22 protein-coding genes and 1 pseudogene are annotated in these 19,973 nt (G+C 57.0%); 9 read left to right on the forward strand and 14 right to left on the reverse strand.

Annotated features, from left to right (window positions below; translation table 11 throughout):
* Positions 1-44 precede the first annotated feature (44 nt).
* From R5M92_RS03805 to R5M92_RS03815, 3 genes are all read right to left on the reverse strand, one after another.
* Positions 45-818: a hypothetical protein gene (locus R5M92_RS03805; protein WP_346797982.1), complete on the reverse strand. Its 774-nt coding sequence runs from the start codon at positions 816-818 to the stop codon at positions 45-47.
* Positions 819-1,549: 731 nt separating this feature from the next.
* Positions 1,550-1,861, reverse strand: a complete 312-nt coding sequence (locus tag R5M92_RS03810) for an RES family NAD+ phosphorylase (protein ID WP_346797983.1) — start codon at positions 1,859-1,861, stop codon at positions 1,550-1,552.
* Positions 1,858-2,217, reverse strand: coding sequence for an XRE family transcriptional regulator (locus R5M92_RS03815; protein ID WP_346797985.1), 360 nt, complete (start codon positions 2,215-2,217; stop codon positions 1,858-1,860). Before R5M92_RS03815 ends, R5M92_RS03810 begins: the two co-directional genes overlap by 4 nt.
* 460 nt (positions 2,218-2,677) lie before the next feature.
* On the opposite strand from R5M92_RS03815, the gene R5M92_RS03820 reads away from it, so the two are divergent.
* A protein-coding gene (locus tag R5M92_RS03820; RefSeq protein ID WP_346797987.1) for an IS5 family transposase occupies positions 2,678-3,531 on the forward strand; the annotation gives its coding sequence in 2 pieces (ribosomal slippage) (positions 2,678-3,020 and positions 3,020-3,531; 855 coding nt in all).
* 345 nt (positions 3,532-3,876) lie between these two features.
* Entirely contained in the window at positions 3,877-4,875 is a 999-nt protein-coding gene (locus R5M92_RS03825; RefSeq protein WP_346795917.1) for an IS5 family transposase, read from the forward strand.
* A 125-nt stretch (positions 4,876-5,000) separates the two neighbouring features.
* Here the strand turns inward: R5M92_RS03825 and R5M92_RS03830 are convergent, their stop codons facing one another.
* On the reverse strand, positions 5,001-5,228 hold the full coding sequence (locus R5M92_RS03830) for a hypothetical protein (RefSeq protein WP_346797989.1): 228 nt from the start codon (positions 5,226-5,228) through the stop codon (positions 5,001-5,003).
* A 301-nt stretch (positions 5,229-5,529) separates the two neighbouring features.
* Between R5M92_RS03830 and R5M92_RS03835 the strand changes: the two genes are divergently transcribed.
* Together R5M92_RS03835 and R5M92_RS03840 are read left to right on the forward strand one after the other, a co-directional pair.
* Complete coding sequence (locus tag R5M92_RS03835; protein WP_346797990.1) at positions 5,530-7,080, forward strand: hypothetical protein; 1,551 nt, start codon at positions 5,530-5,532, stop codon at positions 7,078-7,080.
* Positions 7,081-7,534: 454 nt separating this feature from the next.
* The gene (locus R5M92_RS03840) at positions 7,535-8,005 is read left to right on the forward strand and encodes an antitoxin Xre/MbcA/ParS toxin-binding domain-containing protein (protein ID WP_346797991.1); all 471 of its coding nucleotides are present in this window, start codon (positions 7,535-7,537) and stop codon (positions 8,003-8,005) included.
* A gap of 708 nt (positions 8,006-8,713) precedes the next feature.
* Here the strand turns inward: R5M92_RS03840 and R5M92_RS03845 are convergent.
* On the reverse strand, positions 8,714-8,992 hold the full coding sequence (locus R5M92_RS03845) for a helix-turn-helix transcriptional regulator (protein WP_346797993.1): 279 nt from the start codon (positions 8,990-8,992) through the stop codon (positions 8,714-8,716).
* Between the two features lie 82 nt (positions 8,993-9,074).
* Between R5M92_RS03845 and R5M92_RS03850 the strand changes: the two genes are divergently transcribed.
* A complete protein-coding gene (locus tag R5M92_RS03850; protein ID WP_346797994.1) occupies positions 9,075-9,542 on the forward strand; it encodes a hypothetical protein in 468 nt (155 codons plus the stop codon).
* A gap of 187 nt (positions 9,543-9,729) precedes the next feature.
* Here R5M92_RS03850 and R5M92_RS16175 read toward each other — a convergent pair whose 3' ends face one another.
* From R5M92_RS16175 to R5M92_RS03880, 6 genes are all read right to left on the reverse strand, one after another.
* The gene (locus R5M92_RS16175) at positions 9,730-10,110 is read right to left on the reverse strand and encodes a transposase (RefSeq protein WP_417339056.1); all 381 of its coding nucleotides are present in this window, start codon (positions 10,108-10,110) and stop codon (positions 9,730-9,732) included.
* A 59-nt stretch (positions 10,111-10,169) separates the two neighbouring features.
* Positions 10,170-10,337: a hypothetical protein gene (locus tag R5M92_RS03860; protein ID WP_346797997.1), complete on the reverse strand. Its 168-nt coding sequence runs from the start codon at positions 10,335-10,337 to the stop codon at positions 10,170-10,172.
* A gap of 63 nt (positions 10,338-10,400) precedes the next feature.
* Positions 10,401-10,838, reverse strand: a complete 438-nt coding sequence (locus tag R5M92_RS03865; RefSeq protein WP_346797998.1) for a hypothetical protein — start codon at positions 10,836-10,838, stop codon at positions 10,401-10,403.
* 209 nt (positions 10,839-11,047) lie between these two features.
* Positions 11,048-11,875: a WYL domain-containing protein gene (locus R5M92_RS03870; protein WP_346798000.1), complete on the reverse strand. Its 828-nt coding sequence runs from the start codon at positions 11,873-11,875 to the stop codon at positions 11,048-11,050.
* A 946-nt stretch (positions 11,876-12,821) separates the two neighbouring features.
* Complete coding sequence (locus tag R5M92_RS03875) at positions 12,822-13,637, reverse strand: IS3 family transposase (protein WP_346796058.1); 816 nt, start codon at positions 13,635-13,637, stop codon at positions 12,822-12,824.
* Positions 13,637-13,948, reverse strand: a complete 312-nt coding sequence (locus tag R5M92_RS03880) for a DUF1153 domain-containing protein (protein ID WP_295713727.1) — start codon at positions 13,946-13,948, stop codon at positions 13,637-13,639. The genes R5M92_RS03875 and R5M92_RS03880 overlap by 1 nt, the downstream gene beginning before the upstream one ends.
* Before the next feature lie 2,212 nt (positions 13,949-16,160).
* Here R5M92_RS03880 and R5M92_RS03885 point away from each other — a divergent pair.
* Both R5M92_RS03885 and R5M92_RS03890 read left to right on the forward strand, forming a co-directional pair.
* Entirely contained in the window at positions 16,161-16,559 is a 399-nt protein-coding gene (locus tag R5M92_RS03885; protein ID WP_346798001.1) for a GNAT family N-acetyltransferase, read from the forward strand.
* A 488-nt stretch (positions 16,560-17,047) separates the two neighbouring features.
* Complete coding sequence (locus R5M92_RS03890; RefSeq protein ID WP_346798002.1) at positions 17,048-17,188, forward strand: hypothetical protein; 141 nt, start codon at positions 17,048-17,050, stop codon at positions 17,186-17,188.
* A gap of 63 nt (positions 17,189-17,251) precedes the next feature.
* Here R5M92_RS03890 and R5M92_RS16180 read toward each other — a convergent pair whose 3' ends face one another.
* Positions 17,252-17,323 (reverse strand): DUF4113 domain-containing protein, encoded by a 72-nt coding sequence (locus tag R5M92_RS16180; RefSeq protein WP_417339118.1) that lies wholly within the window; start codon positions 17,321-17,323, stop codon positions 17,252-17,254.
* Between the two features lie 29 nt (positions 17,324-17,352).
* On the opposite strand from R5M92_RS16180, the pseudogene R5M92_RS03895 reads away from it, so the two are divergent.
* Both R5M92_RS03895 and R5M92_RS03900 read left to right on the forward strand, forming a co-directional pair.
* Positions 17,353-17,568, forward strand: a pseudogene (locus R5M92_RS03895) (IS1380 family transposase); the annotation flags it as partial.
* A gap of 242 nt (positions 17,569-17,810) precedes the next feature.
* Positions 17,811-18,041, forward strand: coding sequence for a hypothetical protein (locus tag R5M92_RS03900; protein WP_346798003.1), 231 nt, complete (start codon positions 17,811-17,813; stop codon positions 18,039-18,041).
* 63 nt (positions 18,042-18,104) lie between these two features.
* Here the strand turns inward: R5M92_RS03900 and R5M92_RS03905 are convergent, their stop codons facing one another.
* Together R5M92_RS03905 and R5M92_RS03910 are read right to left on the reverse strand one after the other, a co-directional pair.
* Positions 18,105-19,385, reverse strand: coding sequence for a Y-family DNA polymerase (locus tag R5M92_RS03905; protein WP_346798005.1), 1,281 nt, complete (start codon positions 19,383-19,385; stop codon positions 18,105-18,107).
* On the reverse strand, positions 19,382-19,816 hold the full coding sequence (locus R5M92_RS03910; RefSeq protein WP_346798006.1) for a translesion error-prone DNA polymerase V autoproteolytic subunit: 435 nt from the start codon (positions 19,814-19,816) through the stop codon (positions 19,382-19,384). The genes R5M92_RS03905 and R5M92_RS03910 overlap by 4 nt, the downstream gene beginning before the upstream one ends.
* Positions 19,817-19,973 lie beyond the last annotated feature (157 nt).

Here is a 19,973-nt window from a genome sequence, read left to right on the forward strand (position 1 = left end):
TGGCTGTCCTTCCCGGACGACGATGTCATGGCGGCGGCGTGTTCTTAGGTCCTTGCGTAAAGTCTCTGGGCTGGGAACGCTGGCGTAAGAAGCAGGCGCCGGCGCCAGCAGCGGGCCATCGCCCCCTCATCGTGGTCCGGTAGAAACTCTTCCAGTTTGAGGATCTCGCTGTGTTCCAGTAGCGACTGCCAGCCGCTATCGGCGGCGATGCCTGCCTGTGCGCGGAGCCGGGCGAGTGCCCCACAGGCGGCCTCCAGGCTGGCGAAGCTGTCCGGCCGGCGCTCCCAGGCCTCCTTAAGTTCCACATGGTTCAACTCTGGTAGGGCTCGGCGCGTCAGCGGCCTGGAGGTGGAGACATTGGCGTCATCCGACTCACAAGGCGCCTGGTCGTCCAGCGGCGACTCGGGCTCCACTTGGGGCATGAATGTGCGGATCTCGTCGCGATCCATGTAGGCGAGCCAGCCCTGGTAGGTATCGACAGCTCCGGTGTCGCTCTCGACCAGCGCCAGCGCCTCTGCCGCCACTTCGCGCGACCCGCACAGCCGGTTGCGGTGCTCCCAGATCACATGCACCTCGTCGAGCGTCATCTCGGCAAGATCGTCGGGCTCGTAGACCCAGAGATGCCCCAGGGTAGGGTATGCGAATACCGCTTCTTTAGGTTCCGCTTCGAGAGAATCGTCAATGATGGGTCCAGTGTCGCCACAGGAAACGACTTTATTTTCTCTGATCAGCCTTAGTTCGAGCGGGTGGAGCGGCTCCGGTGGCTCGCCATTGTGGCGGCCGTAGGGGACAAACCGGACTCTGCCCGGCGGGCTCATGCGACGTAATCCCAGCCGCTCTCTTTCGATCTGAGCCAACCTCATTCGCTTCGCGGCATTTTTGGCTTCTGCTCTTGATTTTGAAGACATCCTGCGACTCGTATCTATCGTAATGCCGTGCGCTTTCAACGCCTGTGTTCACTTCAGCCATCCATAGCATCGGCGAGCGGGGCGGGAAGCGCGGGAACGGATCGGCAGAGCGGTAGCGACATAGCTAGCAACTCGCCGATAGAAGCATAAGCCCGAGCAATGCTCCAACAAGATGTGCCATAGTGCGGAGACCAGCACCATTCACTCTCCGACCAAGAGGCAATGGCGATGCCTTTCGTCCCATCTCTCAATGCAGAAACAGACTTTTAGGGCCTGTCCGAGCGCGTCACGGACCTGTCCGAAGCGGACCAGAGAGTGGTCTTCGACGCCATGACAAGCCCGGCGGCACCGACCGACAAGCTGCGGGCCTCCTTCGAACTCTACCATCAGACATAAATTCGGGGCTAACAGCCTTTCCCTCGATCTGCAGCCGGTCTACGTTCTCCCTTTCAAGCGCCTTTCATCGTCAATGACCGCCACCTTGAGGGGAGAGATGCCGGACCAGGACCAGAACACGACGTTGACGTCACGCGCCAAGGCACCGGTTGCCTAGGGTGGCACCCGTATGCCCACGATGCCTTCATGGATCAGCTGCTGGGCGATGCGCCAGGCGATCACAGGTTTGCCCTGACGCTTCTTAGTCAGCCAGGCTTCGCTGAGCCACTCGTTGGGGCTGGATGCACCAGCGACTGTATCCGTGGCTCGCACAGATCGAGAATCGGTCCGCAATCCACCTCATATTTGCACAGGGTCAATGGCTGAGTCTTGAACGCAAACCCCTGCTGGGCCTCCAGCCAGGCCGTCTCGAAGCGCTCGCTGGTGTAGAGTGTTGGACGGCCCCTTTGATTCCAGCGAGCGGCACCGTCGCCGCTCTCGGAGGCGTGCTGCCAGAGGGGGTTGTGACCTTTATACACGATACCGCGGTAGGGGAAGGCGTGATCTCGCAGACTCACGCATACCCGTCTTCGGCGATATGGGACAGGTACTCGCGCACCTCATCGGCCCGACCCTGGGAGAGCAGATCCTCGGCCGTCAACCCGCCCAGAGGGGCGATCGGATACGAGCGATACCACGACCAGGCGACACTGAGACTACCGGCCCAGGGCTCGATGCGCTTGAGGATCTCCGTCGCCTGGCGCAACCTCTGCTGGGTCGCAACCGATGTCAGGCGGTCCCGGCGGATGATAGCATCGTGTCGGAGCCCGATCGCCGAGGCGAATTCCTTCTTGGTGATGTGCAGTTCGGCGACCAAGGCGTTTGGCGCGAGGTAACCCTGTCGCTCCATCACATCCTGCAGTTCAACGTTCATGGCAATACCTGAAAATGACGTATTTATACGTCAGCTTAGATGGAGTCGGCCGCAGCTCAAGCGAGGGGAAGGGAAGAGGCTCATCGTCGAGGGCCGACGAAGCGTGAGATGGTGGTGACCTGAGTGGAGGCCGGAATCGTAACCGAGACCATGGTCCATTGGGGTGGGTTGCATCTCTGCGAACCCGTGAGTCTTTACAGACATAAAGACGAAACGGGCAACGCCCCTCGGCACTCAATCGATTTTGGCAAACCGGCCTCTGGGGTGAAGCAGAGGTGACCCAGCCGGCGGTGCCTGCATACACCAGAAGTCACCATAGCTCCGTTGAATCACACGGGTCCCGACAACTAGCCGGGACCCGATTGGTGCCAAAATTTGTAGGTAAATACTTTTTGTACTAGGTTCTGTCTGAAAAGTCATAAATGCTACGCTATTCCCGTTCATCGAACGGGAGGGCGATATGACAGGCCGTTACGAGCTTTCTGATCAACGTTGGCAGATGATCGAAGACATCGTTTCTCCACCGCAGACCATCGGGCGGCCACGCCGGGATGATCGCCAGATGCTCAACGGTGTCCTGTGGATTCTTTGCTCTGGCGCACAGTGGCGCGACCTGCCGGAGCGTTATGGTCCCTGGAAGACCGTCTATCAGCGTTTTCGGCAGTGGCGTGATGACGGTACCTTCGACCGGATACTGGCCCGTCTGCATCTTCGTTTGCGTGAAGATGGCACCATGGATCTCGACACATGGATGGTGGATTCCACTTCCATCAGAGCGACCCGGTCGGCCAGCGGTGCCGGCAAAAAGGGGGATCGATAGAACCCCGGGATCATGCGCTCGGCCGTAGCCGTGGCGGGCTGACCACTAAGATACACATGCTGTGCGATAGCCATGGCTTTCCACTCGCCTTTTCTCTGTCGGCAGGTCAGCGCGCCGACTCGATTTACCTGACGGAACTACTGGAAAAGGTCCGGTTACCGGGTCGTTCAGGTCGACCCCGCAAACGCAGCCGTTACATCGTGGCAGACAAGGGGTACGACAGTGATGCGCTGCGGCATTACTGCACGCGTTATGGCATGCGCCCGATCATCCCGTATCGCCGTATGCATCGACGCCCGAAGCCCGGACTTCCGCACCGGTTTGACCGGCCAAAATATCGCCAGCGTAACGTGGTGGAACGTCTGTTTGGCTGGCTGAAGGAAAAACGTCGGCTCAATACTCGTTACGATAAACTAGCCAGTAGCTTTAAAGCCATGGTGACATTGGCCTGCATCGAGCGATGCATGAGAGCCGACTTTTCAGACAGAACCTAGCTCAAATCGTTAATTATCGCTGTAAGTGAAGAAAAAATACCGATCGTTAGATAGTTTTTCTTGCTTCGAGGTTTCCTTTTTTTGACATGCCATGGATGGCTGCTGGATTCGTGAGAGAACAGAATAAGACCGTATTCATTAAGTCTTTCAGCTACTGCAGCCTCGGTTAATTGTTCATCCGAAATTTCAGGATTAAGTGCCTCTGCAAACTTGAGTTCGCAATCTTCGATGTCATTGCATCCTGCAGACGCTAAGGAAACGCTGCACAAATCCCACCGCAGCTGCCTGATTGGTACCGGCGGGGTATAATCTGACCTTCCTGCCACCGTCTGACAGAGCCACCCGATGAAGCAGATCTCGTTTGCCCAAGCCGAGCACCAGAACAAGAAAAAAGTCACCCGCCGCGAGCGGTTCCTGGCCCAGATGGAGGCGCTAGTGCCTTGGCAACGGCTGATCGATGCACTGTCGCCGTCCTACTTTCCCAACGCGGCAGGCAAGCGCGGCCGGCCCCCCATCGGCCTGGAGCGCATGCTGCGGATCTACTTCCTGCAGCAGTGGTACGCGCTTGCCGATGAGGCGCTCGAAGATGCCATCTACGATAGCCAGGCCATGCGTGACTTCATTGGTATCGACCTGGCCATCGAGAGTGTGCCGGACGCGACCACGCTGCTGCGTTTCCGCCACTTGTTGGAGAAGCATGCGCTGACCCAGCGGATCTTCGAGGAAATCAATGCCCATCTGACCGAGAAGGGCCTGTTCATGCGCGAGGGCACCATTGTCGATGCCACCATCGTGGCGGCGGCGCCTTCCACCAAGAACAAGGCCAAGCAACGCGATCCGGAGATGAAGCAGACCAGGAAGGGCAAGCAGTATTACTTTGGCATGAAGGCTCATATCGGCGTTGATGCCGTCACCGGGCTGGCTCACAGTGTCACTGCCACCTCGGCCAATGTCGCCGATGTCACCATGGTGAACCAGCTGGTCCGAGACGATGACAAGCAGGTATACGGCGACGCGGGTTACACCGGCATGTGGAAGTATCTGGACGAAGAGAAGGATGCCCCGGCCTCCCGCTGCTGTGTTGCCGCCAAGCGCAGCCCCATCAAGAAGATGGAAGACAGCCCCATGAAAACGCTGCTGCTGGCAATCGAGAAGGCCAAGGCCAGCATCCGCTCCAAGGTCGAGCATCCGTTTCATGTCATCAAGAACCTCTTCGGCTACCGCAAGGTGCGCTACAAGGGGTTGGCCAAGAACCAAGCGCAGCTATTCAGCCTGTTCGGACTGGCCAATTTGGTACTGGCGACACGATGCGAAGGCCGAGTTGACGGGGCCAGTGCGCCTTGAATCTGCCCTGTCAGCCGGATAGTCCGGCTGGCAGGAAAAACAGACCACCTAAGGTGGTTAGAAAATGATCGCTGACTCGGTGATTTTGCTACTCTGAGTCCTTCAGTCGCTCAGAGGCTAATTGATCAGCGGTTCCCTAACAAGGCAACAAGATCGACACAGGATTCGTTCCAGCAAGAAAGATTGGAAGTATTGATCTTGCCGTCAGTTAGGTAGGCAGTATAGACAGCAGTTTTCTCTGAGATCGTGACGTCAGCCTTTACGAGGCCATGGTCCTCAAAAGCATAGTTGTCACAGTGAATGTTCTTAACATTAACGGCAATTCCGTTAAGGTTAAATTCCTTTTCTTTCATGCAACCTCCTCATCAATTTGATCGATTTAAGAAAAATGAATGCTCATTTTCTTGACTATAAATTAACACCTAATACACCAAAATGTAGCTCGGCTAATTCGCAATTTTATTTAATTACCCGCTCCATAACTTTTTAAGAAATGGGCATTCCTTTGCAGTAGCATTCCCTAGTCGACTGAACCAGGAAAAAATCAACAGTTCTCAATCGCAAGAAAAACGTCACAGCCCCGATGCGACGCCATATGTCGCACCAAGACCCTAAGCTCGATTTCACAATAGAGTGACAAGGAAGGAGGGGTACATGGGGGAGGTAACGGCTAGCGAGACCCGGCTATGCGAAGCCCCGATCGTTCTAGACAGCAACGGCGGTACCGCACTCTATGGTCCCTGTGGTAACCGGGACCAAGGTCGTCGTCTGCAAATAGATGAGCCTCGCCTGCGAGCGTTGGATCTTCATGACGACCCGCACCTGGAAGTGCTGGACCTGCGCTGCTGTGGGCGACAGCACTACCTTCACCTGCAACTCGATCGTCTTCCGAGACTGAGTGAAATTCATCTGCCACGCCTTGTCGGTGGCGTCATCCTGCACCTGTTCAGTCTGGAATTGCCAGGGTCGTTGACCATCAATGGCAATGTCAGCGAAATTGATGCTGACTGGCAGCAGGGTTCCCTTCGCCTGGTTCAACCCCGGCGTTGCTGGGAGAGAGTGCAATTGCTGGGGCACGATGCCAGGCCGGCAGACCTTTCTCTCATCGACAAGGATGGGGTGCCGTTGACCATCGTTCTCGGACCGGCATTGCTGCAAGTTATGCAGCATGAGGGTGTGCTGCACTTGAAGGGCAAGGGACATGTGTACCTGTCCGATGCCTCCCCGCTTCAGAGACTGGTGGTCGAGGGACCCAGCCGCGTCAGCATCAAGCGGGCATACGCCTTGCGCAGCTTGCGACTGCTTGGACCAATGCGCTTCGTAGGCGATCAGCTCGACGCGCTGGAATGGGTGGATGCCGGTCAGGGGGTGTGCCGAGAGGACTCCCATGAGGCGCGACCGAATTCAGTACTGTGTCAGGGTTATCTAACCCTCCGCGGTCAGATGCCAGCTCTGACCCTGGCCGATGCCTGGCGTGAGGTGCAGCTTCATGCTCCTCGTCTCGAACGGCTATCGCTGGGGTGGGCAACCATGCTGGAGATGCATCATTGTGGCCGGCTGGACTCGGTGAACCTTCCCGATGGCCTGCCGATCGACTGCCACGGCACGGTGCCCATGCCGCTGCTACACGTGGCACGCTTTTTCATCGATGAGGCGACGCTCAGGCAGGCGCTGACCCGATTGGAAGCCGGTGAGCACTCGCTGTTGGAGAGTGTGCTGACCATGCTGCCGCAGCGTGCCGGGGCGCAGTCGGCCTTCCACGGCCTGACTACACTGGTGCGGCTGGCTGAGCAGGGCTTCGATGCGGAGGCGCTTTGGCAGTGCCGCCGGGAAATTGCTGCCTGGCAAATGATCCCCCAACGCCGCCGTCGGCGTATCCGGCTCACCGACCAGGATCTGGCTCGTGCCGATGGGCAGTGGCGCTGGGAGCTGCCTTGTGATCGATCTGATGAAGGAGTGCTGGCCGATTTGCGTCTATGGGCACTATGCAGCAAAGCCAGTTCTACGGCCCAAGCCTACCGCAAGATCTTGCTGACCAGTCGCCGGGAGCGAGAAAGCTTCCAACTAATGGTGCGATTTGGTTCTCGTCCTGGTACCCCGGAACCGATTCGCTCGCTGATGCTTGAAGTGCTGGTCAAGGAGTACGGCAGCGGTGAAGTGCCTGCTTGGCTAGAGCATCACGAGGGTAAGCGGCCTAATGCATGATCTACTGGGTTTTCCGGTCCCCTTTACCCCCGAGGCGGCATGAGTGGCGCAAGCGATCGCGGAGTCGCTTATTTTGATGTCCGGGTGCATCAGGCCATCCTTGCGCAGCTTGAGCTGGAGGCGCTCTAGCACGGACTCGAAGTACCCTCGTCACGCCACTGGTTATATCGGTCATATACCGTGGTCCAGAACCATCGCGTTCGAGTAGGTCGCGCTATTTGGGCCCGAGCACAGAACCCAGAGGAATCCCATCAAAACCTGGCGGTCGTCCCATCGCCTGGAACAGTGGGACGATGTTCTTGATCAGTGAGCAGCTCTGGTCGGGGAAGGTCGTAGCGTCCTGTCATACCTCATCTATGCTGTCAAGGCATAGGGGAAGTTAGCAAAACCCTTTTCGTACAAGCCTAACAGTTGTCTTTACTATGTCACGCGTTAAACAAAAGAGGGCAAGCCCATGTCCGCCGCTGAATCATATGCACAACATGAACTCAGCATTCGGGAGCGTACTTTGGAGCGGCTCACCGGTAAACGGATGTCGCAGGCTCAATCTGATTTCGAGATCCTTGAGGTAATCGAGAAGGGCTTGTCGTCTCAGAAAATTATCGACTTCGTCAAGTCGCTCAGCCTGCTTCACGACCAGAAGGCGCTGATCAAGGCAATCGGCTTGTCCGAGCGCGCGCTATATCGCCGCATCAAGAAATCCGAACCGCTTACTGCTGATCAGAGCAGCCGCGTTTGGCGGTTCGCCGAGATTCTGACCAAGGCTGAGGATGTATTCGGTGACTCCGTGGAAGCTGTACGCTGGATGAGTACACCTGCGTTGGGGCTGGAAGGCCATAAGCCGATTAACCTGATTACTACCCAAGTGGGTTACGAACTCGTTAATGAGTTCCTAAATCGTCTGGATTATGGGGTCTATATCTGACGATCAAGTAGGCAAGACCGGAGGTGTCTCTTGTGGCGACTGAAGAGCTATCGGCGTCGAGGCTTCCTCCCGCAGAACATGCCTTGCGCATATTAATAGCTACAGTAGCCATCGCTTATCGAACTCTCTAAAGTGTCCACTTTTGATATAGCAACGCGAGGGAGCGGTATGAGCAATGGTTGATGATCGTGGCGTGGATGAAACTGCCTCACTGGACGGCCTTGGTCTGACGCACCCGCATATCAAGGTAGAAGTTAAGCACCGAGCGGGGGGCTCAATAGATCTGCAGCTTTATCGGTACACTGCGTGAAGGGGATAATGGCGTCACTTTTTTCGGAAGTAAGAGAACCGGCCCGACGGCGCCAAGCTTGGCATTCCGAGATTCCCATTCGATGCTGAGGCGAGCTCGGTTGGGTGGTCGCTGATACGCTTCACCACGACTCGCTGGAGCTGAATCGAACACCGGCGTCAGGAAGGCATTTCTGCCGGCACGATCAGTCACGGCCCGAAGGTAGTGAAGCGTATCATGTGCATTGAGGCTCCGGAGTGGGCTAATGAATGCGGCCTGACTTGGCTTATGTCCCCAAAATTAAGATGCTATTGGATACGAGCAAACGTTCCTGCTTATTTCTAATCCAAAACCACCGTGACGGTACTATCGTTAACTAAAATTACATCTCATGGTGAAAAAGGCATGCCGTTACGTAACTAAACATGCGTTGGGAGCTCACGGCGCACACATTCGAAGAGTTGCTCAAGATCTGGAGAGTCGTCCCGGATCGAATAATACTCGACCAATAGTGATAGCGGATGGATGCCCATCACCTCCGCAAGCTCTTCAACTTTGCCAAGCGTCGGCGTCTTCAGCCCGCGTTCAAGCGTACTTAGATAAGTGCGGCTGCTGACATTTGAAAAGTCCTCCTGAGAGAGCTTCTTGACACGTCTCAAACGCTGTAATGCTGCCCCAAATGCTTGTTTCGACTCCATTACTATCCCCTGAAAAGGGACTATGTAGCCAAAGTGAACACTTTAGGGCTACAATCTATAGTGTTCATTTTTGGAGGTGCTCGTGATTGTCACATTGGATCAAGTTGAAATGCCCTGGGGCGGCTTGCTGGAGGAATCCCCTGAGCGCCGGTGGGAGCACGGTTGGCTTGCTGACAAAAGGGCTTGGTTTTTCGTAAGGATTGGCCGTATCAGGAATGGAGTGGAGGACGATCTAATTCTGCTTGCTCCACCGATGCCGCAGTTCGAATATGTTTTGCCGCGATTGATCGAGGGGCATTGGCTTATTGATGTGATGCTTGTTAGCCCGCCAAGTCTGAACGGCCTAGGAAGATGGGCGATGGACCCTCTTAAGTCCTTGTATGAGGTTTCAAGTCAACGTAATCCTAAGCTGCAAGGGTACATTTACGAGGTCGATGGGCGGGAAAGCATGCGCGATTGGCCTTTTGATAAATATGAAACATTGGAAGAGGAAAAGGTGATTTTTTCTATGAGTGAGAAAACAAATAATTGGTTGAATATGCATGGCTAACTGAACGACAGCGTGCCATTGGCAGCTCAGGAGGGGAACACTTTAGCACTAGTTACAGACACTTGCTTCATCGGGACTACTAGGTAGGTTCCCGTATATCTAAGTCTTTAAGGCGCTCAAGGCGGCTCTTGGCCCTAGTCACGGTATACGGTCAATTAAGGCCTGAGGGATCCCCACGAGTTCTGTGCTATTCGTCGCATAATGTCTGTTCACTGACCTCCTCGCGAAGGCTCTCTCGGAGGATTTCCCATGAGGGCCAGGGCACGGCCCCCGACTGATGACGCCGAAGCCACTCCAAGTCCAACCGCCACACAGACAGCACGCGCCGGTGCCGGAGACTGTTGCTCTGGTAACGCCGCTGTTGCCCGTTGGCCTGGACCTGCAGGCCAGCCACCATCACGGCCACGTTCGCCAGCATGGAGATCAGCAGCAGGCTCTCGATGCGCTTGCCCTGCCGAGACCGATGCATACCGAAGCCCAGTCCAAACAAGGGGCTCTTGATATCACGGAAGCCTTCTTCAATCTGCATGCGCTGCCGGTAGATAGCGACCAGCTTGTATGCCAGCACTGAACGGTCCGGCAGGTTGCTGACCAGTACCCAGGCTCCTTCTGACGCCGGGCGATCGCCTAGCTGCCGCTATCCAGGGAGACTTTTCCGCGTTTGTTGCGATGCTTGCGCCCCCGCGGCGGCTGATGGTATAGCACCATCCGGGTGGTGAGCGGGTTGCTTTCGGCGTTCTGGACGGGGCCCAGGGTACGTGGCACCGATGTCGCTTGCTGAAACAGCGTCTCCACGGCCTGCCACGCTTGCCCCGGTGCCTGGTAGCGAGTCGGACAGCGAACCCGGCCGACGTAATATCAGCCGCGCGCCTCGACCGCCCGGGACCAGGGATTGCGAAAGCCGGCATCGGTGACCAGGATCGGCGTGGCGCCGTCGGGCAGAATCTCGGCTAGGGCCGCCAGCAGGTACGCTTCGCAGCGAGGACAGCCCTCCTTGTGGTGGACCTTCTCGAAAATCGGCAGTGATCGCCCGGCGAACGGCACCGCGGCGCGGAGCAGGAACTGTCGGTCTCGATCATCGATCGGCGACCAATCCACCAGAATCAGTGGGCGCGTGGTGTGACCAATCAGCCGGGTGGCCACGAGCCAATAGAACAGCGGCCGCTCCTGGGGCAAATGAGAATTGCCCAGTAACCGATCGACCCGCTTGATGGCGTGTTTGGTATCCGCCGGTCCCGGCAAGGCACGGCCCAGGGCGGTCAAGCCCAGGCGACGCTCCCCCAGCAGGGCCCCCACCGTGTCGAGCAGTGTCTGCAGGCGCTTGGCATGGATCGAGGGAGTGAAAAGGTCAGCAGGTATGCAAGAATCGGGGGGCCTGTATGGGTCTCCTTCGGCATATTGTTGGTTTGGCGATTAACAACATGCCAGCCCATGCAGGCCCTTTAAATCATATCCCCTGATCTTGCTATCTATTTTCTGGGGATCCGTCAGAATTAAGGCCATACTCAGGAAAATATAGGTGCCAGGACTTCGGCTTCGTCTTGCCGGCGCCTCAGCCAGCGCCGGAGCTGAGGAGAGTCCACAATGAGTGTGGTTACCCGATAGTGCTTTCCCTGAGGGGTGATGATCTGGCCGCGGCCAATGGGGCGCTGGAAGAGCGCTTCTGCCAGTTCGCGGCTGACGCGCATTTCCAGCGTAATGGCCTCGCGGGTACCCAACATGTACTGCTGGGCGAGGTCGGGCTCCAGGCCACGCCCGCCTAGGGCCAGTCCCTGAGCCTCGGCTCGGCTGACACGGTACAGCGGTATCAGTGCCAGGCTCTCCTCCGGATCCTCTACCTGGGTATGCTCCGCCAGGAGATACAGCATCTCTTCCAGAAGCAGCAGGCGCAAGGCAAACACACCCTCCAACTGACGCGGGCCATCAAGCGTATCGAAATGGAGCTTCAACAGTTGCTCGTTGGCCAGGGCGTCCTCGATGGCCTGCTGAATGTCCGGGTCGACGCTGGGAGGCTCAGGGCGCAGGGGATCGGGAAGATACTGGAAGTCACGCTGCCAGCGCTGGGTGTGGACATTGTGGGCCGCGGTAGCCCGGGCCTGCTCCCAGTATGGCGTCAATCGTTCAAGGACACCTTGCGGCAACCGGCTGCGGGCCTGGCGCTCCAGTAACGAAAGGGCCATGGCTAGATCATGCTCGTTGAGCAGCATTTCCGGTAACAGGCCATGCCGCGACGTCAGCAGCCAGTGAGTCGTGCGTCTGTTTTTCCCTTGGCATCTGCGCTCCTGCAGGGCTTCGGGGAAAAGGTCGCGCAGCTGTTCAAGACCCCGCTCCACGGTGCGCTTGTCGCCGCGGCACTCAGCCAGCCACCGAGGCTTGAACCTGCCAGAATGACATTTTCCGGACGGGGCGGGTGCGCCTGCAGGGTCGCCAGTAGATAATTGAGCCGCTCGCCAGGCGTGTTCATGCCGCGGTAATCCATGACCTCTGCCAGCATGTCCGGAAACTCATCAACGATCTTTCATAGGGTATGAATCATGGCCGCACCGGGACAGATGGGACAGGTGTTGCACTTGGTCATTGAGATCGCCGTAGCCCTGCGTGAATGGACATACTATCTGCGTGAATGGACATACCGTCTACCGGACTGCGTGAATGGACATACCATCTGCGTGAATGGACATACCATCTGCGTGAATGGGCATACTGTGAATAACTTATTTCTATTAAAATCCAACTGCTTAAATGCTGTTTTTGAGGCTCTAAACTAACTGTTATTTTAAACTGTTTTTAAACTAGGACGTCGCCGCGAGCAGTGGCGGTCTGATTCTGGCGTCTCGCCACTGGCAGGCTTGTAATCAGTAGGTCCCGGGTTCGACTCCTGGTGTATCACGCCACCCTTCATTAAAAAGTTATGCCGAGAGCGGTAGATCCGCAACAGGGCCTGCTGTGCGACGCGTATGAGTTCGCGGCTGTCATCGGTAGGGCGTTCGAGTTCTAGCACAAGAGAGGGTGAATACTAGAGGTCCTGTAACCTGTGCGGGTTAGTCTTCAGGAATACCGGCACTGCACAGGCCAGGCAGTATTTCTTTCTCGATTTCTCTGCACCGCGCTGAGCATTCTGCCGGATCACCTCCTGAATTTGCTTAGGTCCTGGGTGAGCTTGCCAGAGCTGCGCGATGTCATGATGCGTTGGCGGGCTTCGCCGAAATCGTTCATCTCGATGCAGGGAGTGCCGCGCAGCTCCAAAGTGGTGTAATGACCCCCTGGTTTTTGCTCACCTCAAGCGACTAATGCCGGGTGAGCTTTGGGTGCCACATAGCCCAAGGACTGATGCGGCCGCTCTTCATTGTAATACCGGATCCAGCGACCGATGACGGCTCTTGCCTGGCCTAGTGACTCGAAGCGATGAAGCCAGATGCATTCTTCCTTCAATGAACGGAAGAAGCGTTCTACGAGGCCATTCTGCTCTGGCGTGTACGGCGTCGTGAACTCCTGGCTCAGGCCATACGCCTTCACCGTCGCCGTGTAGTGCCGGCTGCTGAAAACCAGCCCGTTATCCGAGCGTAGCGCCAGAGGCTGATGGACTCGTCCCAGAGCGCCGAGTCGCTGGATCAGGGCCTCTTCCAGGGCGGCTTCCGCTGTATTGCTGCTGCCATTGTCCGATAATCGCCAACCGAGGATCTCCCGCGTGCAGCAGTCAATAATGACTGCCAGGCTGGCCCGTCGATCCTTGCCGCACCAGACGTGAGTAAGGTCAGTGGCCCAGCGCTCATCAGGCTGCGTGGTCACTGATGGCAAGCTCTTGGCACGAGGCCGAAAACCTTGGGGACGCTTGCGCACCTGCCAGCCCTTGAGCTGCAGGATGCGCTGTACGGGTTTGCGATTCTCGCCCAGGACACAGGCCAATCGTCGATAACCATACGTGGGGAAGCGTTCCAAGGTCAGCTTTACGCGCGCTTCCAGCTCTGTATTGATCAAGCGCTGCCGTCTCCTGGGCCGGTAATAGACGCTCCGCCTGGGTACGCCTAGCCAGCGACAGAGCTTGGATAGCGATACCGAATGGCCCTCGTTGGCCAATTCCGCCTGCAACGACACTACGAGTTGTCGTCCTCGTCGAGCAGGCGGCGCCACTTTTTTAATGCATAGATCTGCAGGTGAGCCTCGCCCAGCGCCTCCTTGGTTTCCCGCAGATCGGATTCGTACTGCTCACGGATATCCTTGGGCCGGGCTCGGAACCCGTTCTCCATGTTGCGTTGGGCCTCTTCGATCCAGCCCTCGACTTCGGAGACGGTGAGGTCATGCTGTCGAGCCACCTCAGCGACGGTGGTCTTGCCCTTGAAGATATCCATGACCACGGCGGCTTTACGCTTGGCGGTCCAGCGTTTGACGGTGGGTTCGTTGCTCATCTCGTCCTCCTGATAGCTGCACTATAGCCTGTGCAGCTTTGGAGGGGGTCACTTCAGTGGTGCGTTCAAGCGTGACGAAGAAGCGTCGCCGTATTTTCCTGGGGTCGGCCTGGGCCAGGTCCCAAGCGCTCTTCACGCCGACTATCGCCAGGCGCTCAACTAGCCGTTGCCCGACGCCCAATACATCATCGAGCTCAAGTACGCCGTAGTATGCCTTTCGTCTCCAAGCTATCGGGCTTGAGCACGCAGACACCCTCGTAATACCCATCGCTTTGAGCTCATTCGATAGGGCGATCACCGTGCGGATGCGCTGCTCAAGGCCATTGTGGTACAGGCGCTGGTGCTAGCGAACAGGAGGTGCTGTTATGGCGAGATCGCTTGATGACGTTCTGAATGATGAAAAGCCCGAGGTTGTGGCGCGGGCACAACAACAGGCTCGGAAGATTCTGAAAGACCTGAATTCCCCAAGCTCGCAGGAACAAGCCGGTAGTCAGGATTCCGATTCTCGCTCTCACCAAGACTGAAACAGTGCGTCACTATCTCGTACATAGGTATGAATGTTCCGGCCTACCTGCAGAGCAGCCTGTTGCAATTCGGTATCCAATGCCTTCAGTTGGTTTAGTTCGAATGACCAGTGATTCGGTTGTTTGATGTTATCGGCGATGATGCAGTTCTCGCCGGAGCAGCCATACTGCTCCGCTTTTTAGGTATCGTCCACGGCGATCATCGTACCGAGGGCGACCCATGGTCTGCGTTGGGATAGCGATGCACAATCCGTACTTCCAGTGAACCTGGAGTGCACTTACTGCCGGAGGGACTAAGGGTTTGTTCCCCTTAGGTAACTTTTTTACGAAAATTCATGCACTGAGCATCCTGAGTGCACCTGCAAGTACACAAGGCGAACTTGAGCCTCTTATCAAAGAATCAGCTATCTACTCTGCTGAAATACGAAAAAGATATCTGTTGTCGCCGATGTTGGCCTTCCGTCTCTGAGTAAACCAATTTTTAGCGATCAACCATTTCGACACATGCTTAGGCTTGGGAGGGAATTGCGCTCTATATATGTGTCTACATGGGGGGCATGCCGACACATGGGTAATTCTAATACAGGATTTATTTTCTTAATAATACAAAGCCCTCGGTGTTGCTCTATATATGTGTCTGCATGGGGGGCATATCGACACATGAAAGCGCTGACATGTGGCTACATGGGGCATGTAGCCACATAGATAGGTTAGTGTCGGGAGGGGTACTGTTGGAGAAAAAGCTTACTAAGCGGGAAGTCCAGCTCAGGGAGGAGGCTGAATCGGATAATTGGCTGTGGGACAGCATCAAGGAGAAGGGTTTCGAGGAGACCGATTGGCTTACACTGAGCAACCTGAGCCGTAAGCGGGCCAAGCAGTTTCTGATGCCTGGCTTTAAAATAGCCAAAGCCCGCTTTCGGTCTGCGCAAGTCATTCGGAAAATTCGGGTGGCGCGTAGCGCGGAGGTTGTCTTTCCTGCGGGCCTCGCCTGCGCGGTTCCGACAGAGGCGCACGTTCACCGAGCCACACAGTCGGCGTCGGAATCAGACCTGAATGTCCCCCCCGGTACCCGGCGGTGTCAGTGTTGCCCTGCGGGTTCGGTGAGACTGGCTGCCCGCATCGCCCAGCGATACCGGGAGTGGCGTGCTGGTGGCAAGGCTGCTACTGGGTGTTCCTGTCCTCCCTCTACTCATGCTCTGCCGAGGTGGTGTACTCCTCGCTTGGCTAGCGCCGAGGGGAGCGCAGATGTATGAGACGATACGCTCCCCGTCGATTCCCGACATAGAGCCGACCGGATGCCGATACCAATAACGAGTTCGGCAATGACGAGCTTGAAACCGAAGAGTACGACACCGAATACGAAGAGGAAGAGTTTACCTTCGACGAGCAAGACGACGGCGAAGAGTGGGAAGCTCCTGAAAGTGACGAAGAGCATCGGTCGCATGCCAGTCCGGATTCCCCCCCGGTTAGCCGGGTGGAGCTTCCCGTAAAAATCTGGTGGGTTTACGCGGCTAGATCACACCCAATCCACATGATGTGGCTAAGAACCGCTTTTCGGGACTGAGTAATATTGAACACGCCGGTGCGATCACTCAATATCAAAGCGTTCCGTATAATAACTGTTTGATCGATAGATTGTGGGAAGAGACGCTTTGATTCGACGTGCTACCAGACAGGATATAGAAGCCATGGCCGATATTTGGCTGCGTGGCTCTCAGCTCGCACACAGCTTCATCCCCTATAGCTTCTGGCTCAGCCGCATCGAGGACATGAAGACCGTCTATCTGCCCAACTCTGAAACCTACGTCAGTGTTAGCGAAAGTGACGTCCGCGGTTTCGTCTCGTTGGTGGATGAGCATCTTGCCGCGCTGTTCGTTCATCCATCTGCTCAAGGCCAAGGCTATGGCAAGCAATTGCTGGTCTTCGCGCAGAGTAAGCGACAAGTGCTCTCCCTGTGCGTCTACACTCAGAACCGTCGTGCCGTAGGCTTTTACAAAAAATCTGGATTTAGAGTGCTTGAGGAGAGGCAAGAATACCATACAGGACACCCGGAGTTGCTTATGGAATGGAGCGCAGCGGATACGTGATATATGGATTCCAGCTCCACTACCTTGCGAGCGCCTAACTATTAACAGCCGCAGCGGGCTTCGTCGTGGCCGAGCTGGCGCATCATGCCTCCACAGTCGGGAGCCGGCGGGGGGATAATCCCCCGCCGGCTGATGCTTGACGACTGGTCATCGCCGAATGCGCAGACCAGAGTACTGGCTGATAGCGTTCCAACGCCTCGTAGCGCCATCAAGCGCTTCGCCACCGGGTCAGTCTGTACGTGCTCTGCTCGATGCTCCCCGTGATCGCCTCAATACGGATATCCAAGAAACGCAGATCCTCCGTAAGGCCATTCTCGGCATCTTACAACCAGCGAGGCAGTGCAACCCGGAGCTGACCAATACCGACGGGTGCCACCACCAGCCCGTATTCACCGACCAACAATGGATCCGGTTGGCTTTGGCCGTCCGCTGGCGGAATAGTTCTTCACGAATTCGATGTGCTGCCTGGGCGTCCTGTTTCGACATCCTTGACGGCATTGGAGCCGGTCGGCATTGATGAGTGGGAGTCGGTGTTGCTCGATGATCTTATTCCCGAGACCGCCCACGCGGGTGAAGTCGCTACGCCCACCTTGACCGAGCTGGGTGAGGACAACCCGGACAAGCGGTGAAGCCTGAACTCGGCTTGCCCCTGGGTTGCGCTTCGGTCTTTGTTTTCTTGCCGAGCGAGCTTTTTATAACGTCCTCACCTTGGGTATCTCCTCCCAGCGGGTCGTCCAGCGTGGCGTACGGTTGGCACAGCGCAATTGCCAGGCAGCACCGGGCGTGGAGACGCCTCTACGCTTACCAGATCCTACATGGGTTGCGCTGTCTTCTGGTGCGGCAAACCCGCCAGAGCTGGAGCCTGAGCCGGATGCGAGAGTAGGTGCTCAAGATCGTTTCCACCATCTCGCTACACGCTCGTCGTATCACCGTTAACCTCGGTGATCCCGCTGACAAATGGTGGTCCATCTTACTGAAAAGGATACCGAAGCTGACCGTTCTGAGCTAATACGCAATTGATACCACAACCGATCCAAGCGTAAGGCGGCCATCACGGTGGCTGGCGATCACGGCTGCCTGATGTCCGGAATCGATTCTGTAGGTTAGGAGACACAGAACCCGTTCTGGGCTGTGGGTATGGCTCGGCGTACCGGCGCGAGACTGCGCTGGCGCATAGCCTAGATAAGAGGCTATTTTGAGACCATCCTATAAAGACACTGAACGTCTATATGTGGCGGGGAGACAAGTCCGATGCGAGAAAACGACCAGCAACCGGGCGATACCGCGGGTGATCACTCCGATCGTGCGCTGAGGAAGTTGAAAGGCTCAGTCCTGGAATACGCCAGTCCATTCGAGCCGGTCGGCATGGAGGAGTGGGAAGCGGTGCTGCTCGACGATCTCACGCCCGAGACCGCTCATGCGGATGAAATCGCTATACCCACCTTGACCGAGCTGGGAGAGGGCAACCGGGACAGGCGCTGAAGTTTGACTCGGCCTGTCCTTGGGTTGCGCTTCGATCTCCAGTGTTATCTTGCTTCCTAACTTCTACAACGCCCTGACCTTAGGTATCTCCTCCCAGCGGGTCGTCCAGCGGGGTGACCGGTTGGCACAACGCAAGTGCCAGGCAGCCCCGGGCGTGGGAACACCCAGGCTCACTGCTCCCCGGCCCATCTTCCGGTTCAACTCGTCCATGGTCGCCATCAGTTTCTCGCTACGCGCGCGTTCGTCGGCGTTCTGGGGCTTGTCGAGCAGTGACAGTTGCTGACGGTCGGTGTCGATTAAGTCGAGCAGCATCACGCCCCCTTTCATGAAGGCGTAGCGGGGCCGATAAATGCGCTGCAGCGCCTGGCTCGCTGCGTGCAGGATAGCCCGGCTGTCATCGGAGGGGCGTTCGAGCTCCACGATCAGGCTCGGGGAGTACTGCGCCAGGTCGGGCCGGTACGGGTTGGTCTTGAGAAACACCAGCACGGCTCGGGCCAGGCTCCCTTGCTGACGCAACTTTTCGGCGCCACGCTGGCCGTGCTGACGTATGGCTTCATGGATTTCGCCATAGTCGCCGGTCAACTTGCCGAACGAGCGGCTGGTCATGATGCGCTGTCTCGGCTCATCGAAATCGTTCATCTCGATGCAGGGGATACCACGCAGCTCCAGCACGGTACGTTCGAGGGTGACACTGAAGCGTCGCCGGATCTGTTTGGGCTCGGCATTACGCAGCTCCCAGGCGGAGCGAATCCCCATCAGGTTCAGCCGCTCGACCAAGCGACGGCCGACCCCCCAGATATCACCTAGCTCGATCCGCTGGAGCAGGCCCTTGGTCGCGGGGCCATCCTTGTCCAGTACGCATACGCCGCCATAAGCGGGGATCTTCTTTGCGGCGCGGTTGGCGAGCTTGCTGAGCGTACGCGTGGAGGCGACGCCAATGGACACGGGAATGCCGGTATAGCGTTCCACTTGCCAACGGAGGGTGCGGCAGTGGTCGGTCAGCGTCGCCGTATCGAAGCCGTCAAAGCGCACGAACATCTCATCGATGGAGTAGCGCTCGACCTGCGGGGCGAACTCCTCCAGCACCGACTGCACCCGGGCCGAGAAGTCGCCGTAAAGCTCATAATTGGACGACAGCAGCACAATCCGCTTCTGCCGCACCAGGTGCTGTAGCTCGAACGCGGGGGTTCCCATCTCGATACCCAACGCCTTGAGCTCGTTGGACCGGGCAATGACACAGCCATCGTTATTGCTGAGCACTCCCACGGGCACCCCATTCAAGTGCGGTTGAAAGGCCCGTTCACAGCTGGCATAGAAGTTGTTGCAGTCAACGAGCCCGATCATACCGGGTACTCATGAATCATCGAGCGGACCACGCCCCATACCTGGCAATCGCAGTTTCCCAGGGGGATGGGCGCGTAGCGCGGGTTGCCTGAGCAGAGGTAGGGTCGGTTACCGATCAACTCATAGCGTTTGACGATCACCTCACCATCGACCAGGGCAGCGAGTATCTGTCCCGGACGGGGCTCAAGAGAACGATCCACGACCAGAATGTCGCCATCCTGCATGCCAAACGTCTCCATGCTGTCACCGGTGACGGCCATAAAAAACGTCGACGAAGGACGCTTGACCAACCGTTCATTGAGATCTAGCGTGCGTCCCTCGTAATCCTGCGCGGGGCTGGGAAAACCGCTGAGCCCGGCGCGGATCAATGTTTCCGGAAATGGCAGGGCAAGCGGACGTGGTGCAAGTGCCGCATGGACAAGTATCGACATGATGGCCTCCTCTAGTAACTGTTTGTATATACAGTATCTATCAACCTCCCGAAGCCAGGCAAACGCTAATATGCCTTCCAAGGCCGATACCGGGTCGGGAATGGGCAAATAATGTCCGGGAAACCAAGCCGTTAACGTGACGCGAAAACGCCTGCGG

This window comes from Halomonas sp. Bachu 37 (genome assembly GCF_039691755.1).
Classification (GTDB): domain Bacteria; phylum Pseudomonadota; class Gammaproteobacteria; order Pseudomonadales; family Halomonadaceae; genus Vreelandella; species Vreelandella kashgarensis.

What these genes read in the sequence shown, in the direction of transcription:
- R5M92_RS03805 (WP_346797982.1), bottom strand. Translation starts at nt 818, where the DNA reads ATGAGCCCGCCGGGCAGAGTCCGGTTTGTCCCCTACGGCCGCCACAAT.
- R5M92_RS03815 (WP_346797985.1), bottom strand. Translation starts at nt 2,217, where the DNA reads ATGAACGTTGAACTGCAGGATGTGATGGAGCGACAGGGTTACCTCGCG.
- R5M92_RS03825 (WP_346795917.1), top strand. Translation starts at nt 3,877, where the DNA reads ATGAAGCAGATCTCGTTTGCCCAAGCCGAGCACCAGAACAAGAAAAAA.
- R5M92_RS03830 (WP_346797989.1), bottom strand. Translation starts at nt 5,228, where the DNA reads ATGAAAGAAAAGGAATTTAACCTTAACGGAATTGCCGTTAATGTTAAG.
- R5M92_RS03835 (WP_346797990.1), top strand. Translation starts at nt 5,530, where the DNA reads ATGGGGGAGGTAACGGCTAGCGAGACCCGGCTATGCGAAGCCCCGATC.
- R5M92_RS03840 (WP_346797991.1), top strand. Translation starts at nt 7,535, where the DNA reads ATGTCCGCCGCTGAATCATATGCACAACATGAACTCAGCATTCGGGAG.
- R5M92_RS03845 (WP_346797993.1), bottom strand. Translation starts at nt 8,992, where the DNA reads ATGGAGTCGAAACAAGCATTTGGGGCAGCATTACAGCGTTTGAGACGT.
- R5M92_RS03880 (WP_295713727.1), bottom strand. Translation starts at nt 13,948, where the DNA reads ATGAGCAACGAACCCACCGTCAAACGCTGGACCGCCAAGCGTAAAGCC.
- R5M92_RS03885 (WP_346798001.1), top strand. Translation starts at nt 16,161, where the DNA reads ATGGCCGATATTTGGCTGCGTGGCTCTCAGCTCGCACACAGCTTCATC.
- R5M92_RS03900 (WP_346798003.1), top strand. Translation starts at nt 17,811, where the DNA reads ATGCGAGAAAACGACCAGCAACCGGGCGATACCGCGGGTGATCACTCC.
- R5M92_RS03905 (WP_346798005.1), bottom strand. Translation starts at nt 19,385, where the DNA reads ATGATCGGGCTCGTTGACTGCAACAACTTCTATGCCAGCTGTGAACGG.
- R5M92_RS03910 (WP_346798006.1), bottom strand. Translation starts at nt 19,816, where the DNA reads ATGTCGATACTTGTCCATGCGGCACTTGCACCACGTCCGCTTGCCCTG.